General features: G+C 49.4%; 5 protein-coding genes. 3 read left to right on the top strand and 2 right to left on the bottom strand.

Translation table 11 applies throughout. From position 1 onward, the window contains the following. Window positions 1–108 precede the first annotated feature (108 nt). From EKO24_RS06475 to EKO24_RS06465, 3 genes are all read left to right on the top strand, one after another. Entirely contained in the window at window positions 109–798 is a 690-nt protein-coding gene (locus EKO24_RS06475) for a TIGR04283 family arsenosugar biosynthesis glycosyltransferase (protein ID WP_127030758.1), read from the top strand. Then, window positions 786–1,577 (top strand): sterol desaturase family protein, encoded by a 792-nt coding sequence (locus tag EKO24_RS06470; RefSeq protein WP_127030759.1) that lies wholly within the window; start codon window positions 786–788, stop codon window positions 1,575–1,577. The genes EKO24_RS06475 and EKO24_RS06470 overlap by 13 nt, the downstream gene beginning before the upstream one ends. Before the next feature lie 111 nt (window positions 1,578–1,688). Next, the gene (locus EKO24_RS06465) at window positions 1,689–2,312 is read left to right on the top strand and encodes a TIGR04282 family arsenosugar biosynthesis glycosyltransferase (RefSeq protein WP_127030760.1); all 624 of its coding nucleotides are present in this window, start codon (window positions 1,689–1,691) and stop codon (window positions 2,310–2,312) included. 303 nt (window positions 2,313–2,615) lie between these two features. Here the strand turns inward: EKO24_RS06465 and EKO24_RS06460 are convergent, their stop codons facing one another. Beyond that, window positions 2,616–3,212, bottom strand: a complete 597-nt coding sequence (locus tag EKO24_RS06460) for a hypothetical protein (RefSeq protein ID WP_127030761.1) — start codon at window positions 3,210–3,212, stop codon at window positions 2,616–2,618. 322 nt (window positions 3,213–3,534) lie between these two features. Continuing rightward, the gene (locus EKO24_RS06455) at window positions 3,535–4,917 is read right to left on the bottom strand and encodes a VCBS domain-containing protein (RefSeq protein ID WP_127030762.1); all 1,383 of its coding nucleotides are present in this window, start codon (window positions 4,915–4,917) and stop codon (window positions 3,535–3,537) included. Between the last annotated feature and the right edge of the window lie 161 nt (window positions 4,918–5,078).

Below are 5,078 nucleotides of genomic sequence, written 5' to 3'. Positions count from 1 at the left end.
TGAGGTTATCGCCACGTTCATCACCGGCTTTATGCCCGGCAAAGACCAGCTCAATCCACAATATTAACCAGCGGTCAATGCGTAACTTCTATTCCTCTCATTCACTCAATGAAATTCTCAATCATCATCCCCACCCTGAATGAAGAAAAAACCATTGTCTCGTGTTTGCTGCCGTTGCAAGCCTTGCGCGATAACTGTGAAATCATTATTGTCGACGCGACCGAAAACCAACCGGCAGATAATCCGCCCCACGCCCATTTGGCCGACAAAATCATACATTCGCCTAAAGGCCGCGCCCGGCAAATGAACCTCGGTGCAAGCCAGGCAAGCGGCGACCTACTGGTATTCCTGCACGCCGACACTTATCTGCCCGAAAACGCGTTGCCGTTAATCGAACAGCATATCGGCGACAGGCAATGGGGCCGCTTCGATATTCAATTGAGCGGCGATCATTTCATGTTGAACGTCATCGCCTGGATGATGAACCGCCGCTCCCGGCTGACCGGCATTGCCACCGGCGACCAGGTTATTTTTGTCGCAAAGAAAGCGTTTGCGGCCGTAGGCCGTTATCCCGAAATCGCGCTGATGGAAGACATTGCCTTGAGCAAAATGCTGAAAAAAATCGGCCCGCCGCTTTGCCTTAGCGCAAAAGTCACCAGTTCCGGCAGGCGATGGCAGCACTTCGGCATTTACAGGACTATACTGCTGATGTGGAGCATTCGCCTGCGCTACTTCTTTGGCACCGACCCGCAATTATTGGCCGAACTTTATTCGAGGGGGCAATTTTGGAAACCGTAATCCGTTTATCCGCAGCACTGGGCATTTTCTGCCTCATGATTGCTTGGGAATATATCAGTCCCAGAAGAACCCTGCATATCGGCCGCAAGCAGCGCTGGCCGGTTAATCTGGGACTCGCCGCGTTCAATATCGCAATCATGCGCTTAAGCCTGGGCGGCATGGCTTACCTGGCTGCTATAACGGCTACAAACCAAGGTTACGGATTGTTGAACCGGCTGTCCGCGCCCGAATGGCTGTCAATTATCGTAACGCTGCTGCTCCTTGATTTTGCGATTTACTGCCAGCACATCGTTTCGCATAAATGGCCGCTGCTGTGGCGTTTGCATCAAGTACACCATACCGACCTGGAATTTGACGCGACCACCGCCGTGCGCTTCCATCCGCTGGAGATCATGACTTCTATGCTGTACAAAGTGCTGTGCATTGTCTTGATCGGCGCGAATCCGTGGGCGGTTATCGCTTTTGAGATCATCCTGAACGGCGCCGCGACCTTTAACCACAGCAACATCGACATCCCGCCCGCAATCGATAAAAAACTGCGCCGGCTGATTATCACGCCGGACATGCACCGCATTCATCACTCAACCGTTCCGGCCGAAACCGACAGCAATTACGGCTTTTCGATTTCTTGCTGGGACAGGTTGTGCGGAACCTATATTGACGAACCCAAGCAGCCGCAAACGACGATGGCTATCGGCTTAAAGCCTTTTCGCGAACCGCATGAATTGGGCTTTATGCAATTATTGTTGCTGCCTTTTAAAGCGTTGCGGAAACGGTGAAAATGTTCATTGATACTACGTTCTACCGATAAAAGATCGACGGCAGATTAGACCGAATCACTATCCGGCACGCCCTACTCAACGTTGTTTAAACGCCTATGCATAACCTTCATGACTTACAAATACCCCAACGCCGTACTGATGATATTTTGCAAAGCCCCAATTCCCGGCCAGGTCAAAACCCGCTTGATCCCGGAATTAACGGCCGAACAGGCAGCCGGACTGCATGTCGAGCTCAGCACGGCAACACTGCAACGGGCGACAATCGGTAACTTATGTCCCGTACAGCTCTGGTGCGCCCCGGCGCTGGACCATGCATTTTTTAGCGAATCGGCAACAACCTATGGATTAATTTTAAAGCAACAGCAAGGCGGCGATTTGGGCGAACGCATGCATCATGCGTTTTGCACGGCGCTTGCGAATTACTCGCACGCATTGCTGATGGGCTGCGATTGCCCGTCATTAACCGGCCAGGACCTGGAACAAGCGTTAGAGGCTTTAATACGGGAAAACGAAGTCGTGTTAGCGCCCGCGGAAGACGGCGGCTATGTATTGATCGGTCTTAACCGGCCTCGTCCGGAACTCTTTACTGATATGCCCTGGGGAACTTCGCAAGTACTGAATCTAACCCGTAACCGTATCGAACGCTGCCAATTTCGCCATTACGAATTATGCGAGCAATGGGACGTGGATACGCCGGAAGATTTAGAACGGTATCGTGCAAGTCGCAAATAGCTGAGGGTTTAATCATTTTTATCTTGCCCTAATCCGTGCATGAAGACCTAAGTTAATTTCCAAAAAAATGCCCGTCCAACGTAAGTTGGACGGGCATTTTTATTCTAGCCGAACTAAACCGCTAGACTTTTCTCAAAGCCTGCGGTCTCGACCATTAGCCGATCTGAGCAAGTGTCAAATTAGCGTAGCCGACAAGTTCAACTGTCACGATATGATGAACACCGCTACCGGTAGTAAAATCGAACTGAGCCGTACTGTCCATTACGCCATCGTTGCCAACGTCGATATGCTTGATTGAATTAGCTATATAAATATAGTTACCAGCACATCAATGACCTGACCTGTGCTGGTGGCTCCAGTGGTCGTTGTCGTCGTTGTAGTTGTACCGCCGGCTAAATCGCCGTCGACTGTAGGGTGTTCATTTGCGGACTCCGCGGGTTCAAACTGGGCGGGAATTTTGTTCGGATCGTTTTCCCGCACTGCATGCGTGTTGCCCCTGACATAAACGATCTCAAAAGAACGGCCGTTCCATTCGACACTTCCCGTCATAGCCTGGCCTTTGATCGCCAAGGTAACTTCACTATTAGGGTCGTCTTTAATATGCCCTACCCATACCGCGCCACCTTGCATATTTTGGACTATGCGGTCACGCACAGCGACTATCGTGGTATCGGCAAACAAGTTAAGCAACAAGGCATCGGCATTGATCGCGTCGAAATTGACCTTGGCGTGGCGGGCGCGTCCATTCAGCTGTTTTTGCGGATTGTTTGGAGTGCTCGCAGCGTCCTCCGCATCGGCTTCGCCAAGCAGCTCCAAAGCATTGTCTACAGACGCATTGCCGGCAGCTGTGGGCGGCAATTGCGTGATTTCGTCGTATAAATGCGTCTTCCCTGCATTCATACTCAACAAGGCCACCAATACCCCTGCTAATGCACCGCCAACACTGCAAATGGCAGCTATTCTGCTAACATATTCGCTTCCTCGAAGCCGCTGGATAAGAGTGATGATTGATCATTAGCGGCAGCCTCTCTTAATAGTAAGCAATGACGTTTGTAGCCAATTACTTAACGAGACTTTGATTAGTTTGTTTTGAAATGAAAGCTGCGAAGAGGTATTGGTTAACCGGTGAAGAGATACGCTAAAAAAATGCCCATCCAACCCAAATTGGATGGGCATTTCTTAATTTTATGCAGGAACTAAGCCATTATAAATGGCTGATACATTACGCAGCATTCGTCGCAACAACTTGAGCGTCCGTCAAACTGGCGTAGCCGAGAAGTACGATTTCTACAGTAGTTTGATTACCATGCGGCTCAGTAAATGACAGCAAACTATCCATATGGCCATCATTATTAAAATCGCTATAAGTTATGTCGTGATTGAAATCATAGTTGTTCGCATAGACCACTTTGTCATTTCCATCGAATCCTTCGAATATAGCCCGATTATTTATAAAGCTAGTCCCTTGGGTAACCATAAATCTTGTAACGGCGCCGTTAGGATCAACCGGCGGCTTATCGCCATCTGTAGGAGGAACTACCGGCTCATCAGCACCATTAATAGTAACAACAATATCTTGAGAAGTTGAACCGTCCAACGAGGTTACAGTCAATTTGTCGCTAACTTGCTGCCCTGCAATCAAAGCTTGTACGTTAGCATCGCCATTACGCAACGCGTAAGTCCATACGCCATGGTCGAACGTAAAGTCACCGTATGTGCCATGAAGCGCATTAGCATCAACAGCGGCGAATGCAGACTGGTCATGATCGCGGTCGGCAACGGTCAATGTGCCGTTAGCAGTCAACGTACCGTCTTCAGTCACATCTCCGGTAGCCGCGCCACTGATTTCCGCCGTGTCATTGGCGCCAACCAAGTTGTATGTGATAGTTTGCACGCCTGACTTAGCGCCATGCTCATCAGTCACAACAACGTTAAAACTAACAGTTTCGTTCTCGCCAGCTGCTAACGCATTAAGTGCATCGGCATTGACTGCAAAAGAGTATGAGCCGTCTGCATTCACGGTAAGATCGCCGTAAGCGCTCTTGCCGTCAACGCCATCGGCCAAGCTATAAGTAAGAACAGCACCATGATCGACATCATGACCTACAAGCTGGCCTGGCAGTGCAGCAGGCTGATCGTCAGCAGCAGTATCATTAATTGCAGTTGCGCTAACAGGGGCCAATGTTGGGGCGTCGTTCACGCCAGTAGTTGTTACCGTTGCGGTGGCGGTGCTTAATGTACCGTTGGCCATACGAATCGTATAAACAAAGCTATCGACCAATAATTCGCCTTCGGCAAGCGCAGCAAGATCTAAAGCAGACGCATCATAGTGTATGGTGCCGTCTGTGTTGACGGAAATAGTAGCTCCTTTCAGAGTTTCAGCGCTAGTCGATACAGGAAACTGAGCGGTGCCGGCAAGCCCGGAGACATCTTGCGTCAATGAATAGATCACTGCCGAACCCGGATCGTTAGCTAACACATTCAGATCACTTACGCCAGCTATTGCAGAGCTGAGCTGGTCGTCCTTAGCCGCCCCAGTCAGGGCCGCTAATTTTACAATTGATGCAGCTTTTTCAACTGTTACATTTGTTGTTTTGGAAGCCATGATAATTCCCCTTGTTATTTCTTAAATGTTTTTAAGTAAGAATCTGCCGGTTTATCCTTATCCGCTTCAGTTCTAAGTGCGTGTTTTAAAAGTAGCCATTGAGTTGCAAAACCTGCAAAATTTAAAATTTGCAATGGCTAAAAGAAAACACCGCAAGCGCT

The organism is Candidatus Methylobacter oryzae, from assembly GCF_003994235.2.
In the GTDB taxonomy this organism is placed as follows: Bacteria; Pseudomonadota; Gammaproteobacteria; order Methylococcales; family Methylomonadaceae; genus Methylobacter_A; species Methylobacter_A oryzae.
The sequence above is the reverse complement of the archived record's forward strand: the minus strand, read 5'-3'. Positions and strand labels throughout refer to the sequence as shown.

Excerpts from the sequence above, each read along its gene's own strand:
- EKO24_RS06475 (WP_127030758.1), top strand. The coding sequence starts at position 109 with ATGAAATTCTCAATCATCATCCCCACCCTGAATGAAGAAAAAACCATT.
- EKO24_RS06455 (WP_127030762.1), bottom strand. The coding sequence starts at position 4,917 with ATGGCTTCCAAAACAACAAATGTAACAGTTGAAAAAGCTGCATCAATT.
- EKO24_RS06465 (WP_127030760.1), top strand. The coding sequence starts at position 1,689 with ATGACTTACAAATACCCCAACGCCGTACTGATGATATTTTGCAAAGCC.
- EKO24_RS06460 (WP_127030761.1), bottom strand. The coding sequence starts at position 3,212 with ATGAATGCAGGGAAGACGCATTTATACGACGAAATCACGCAATTGCCG.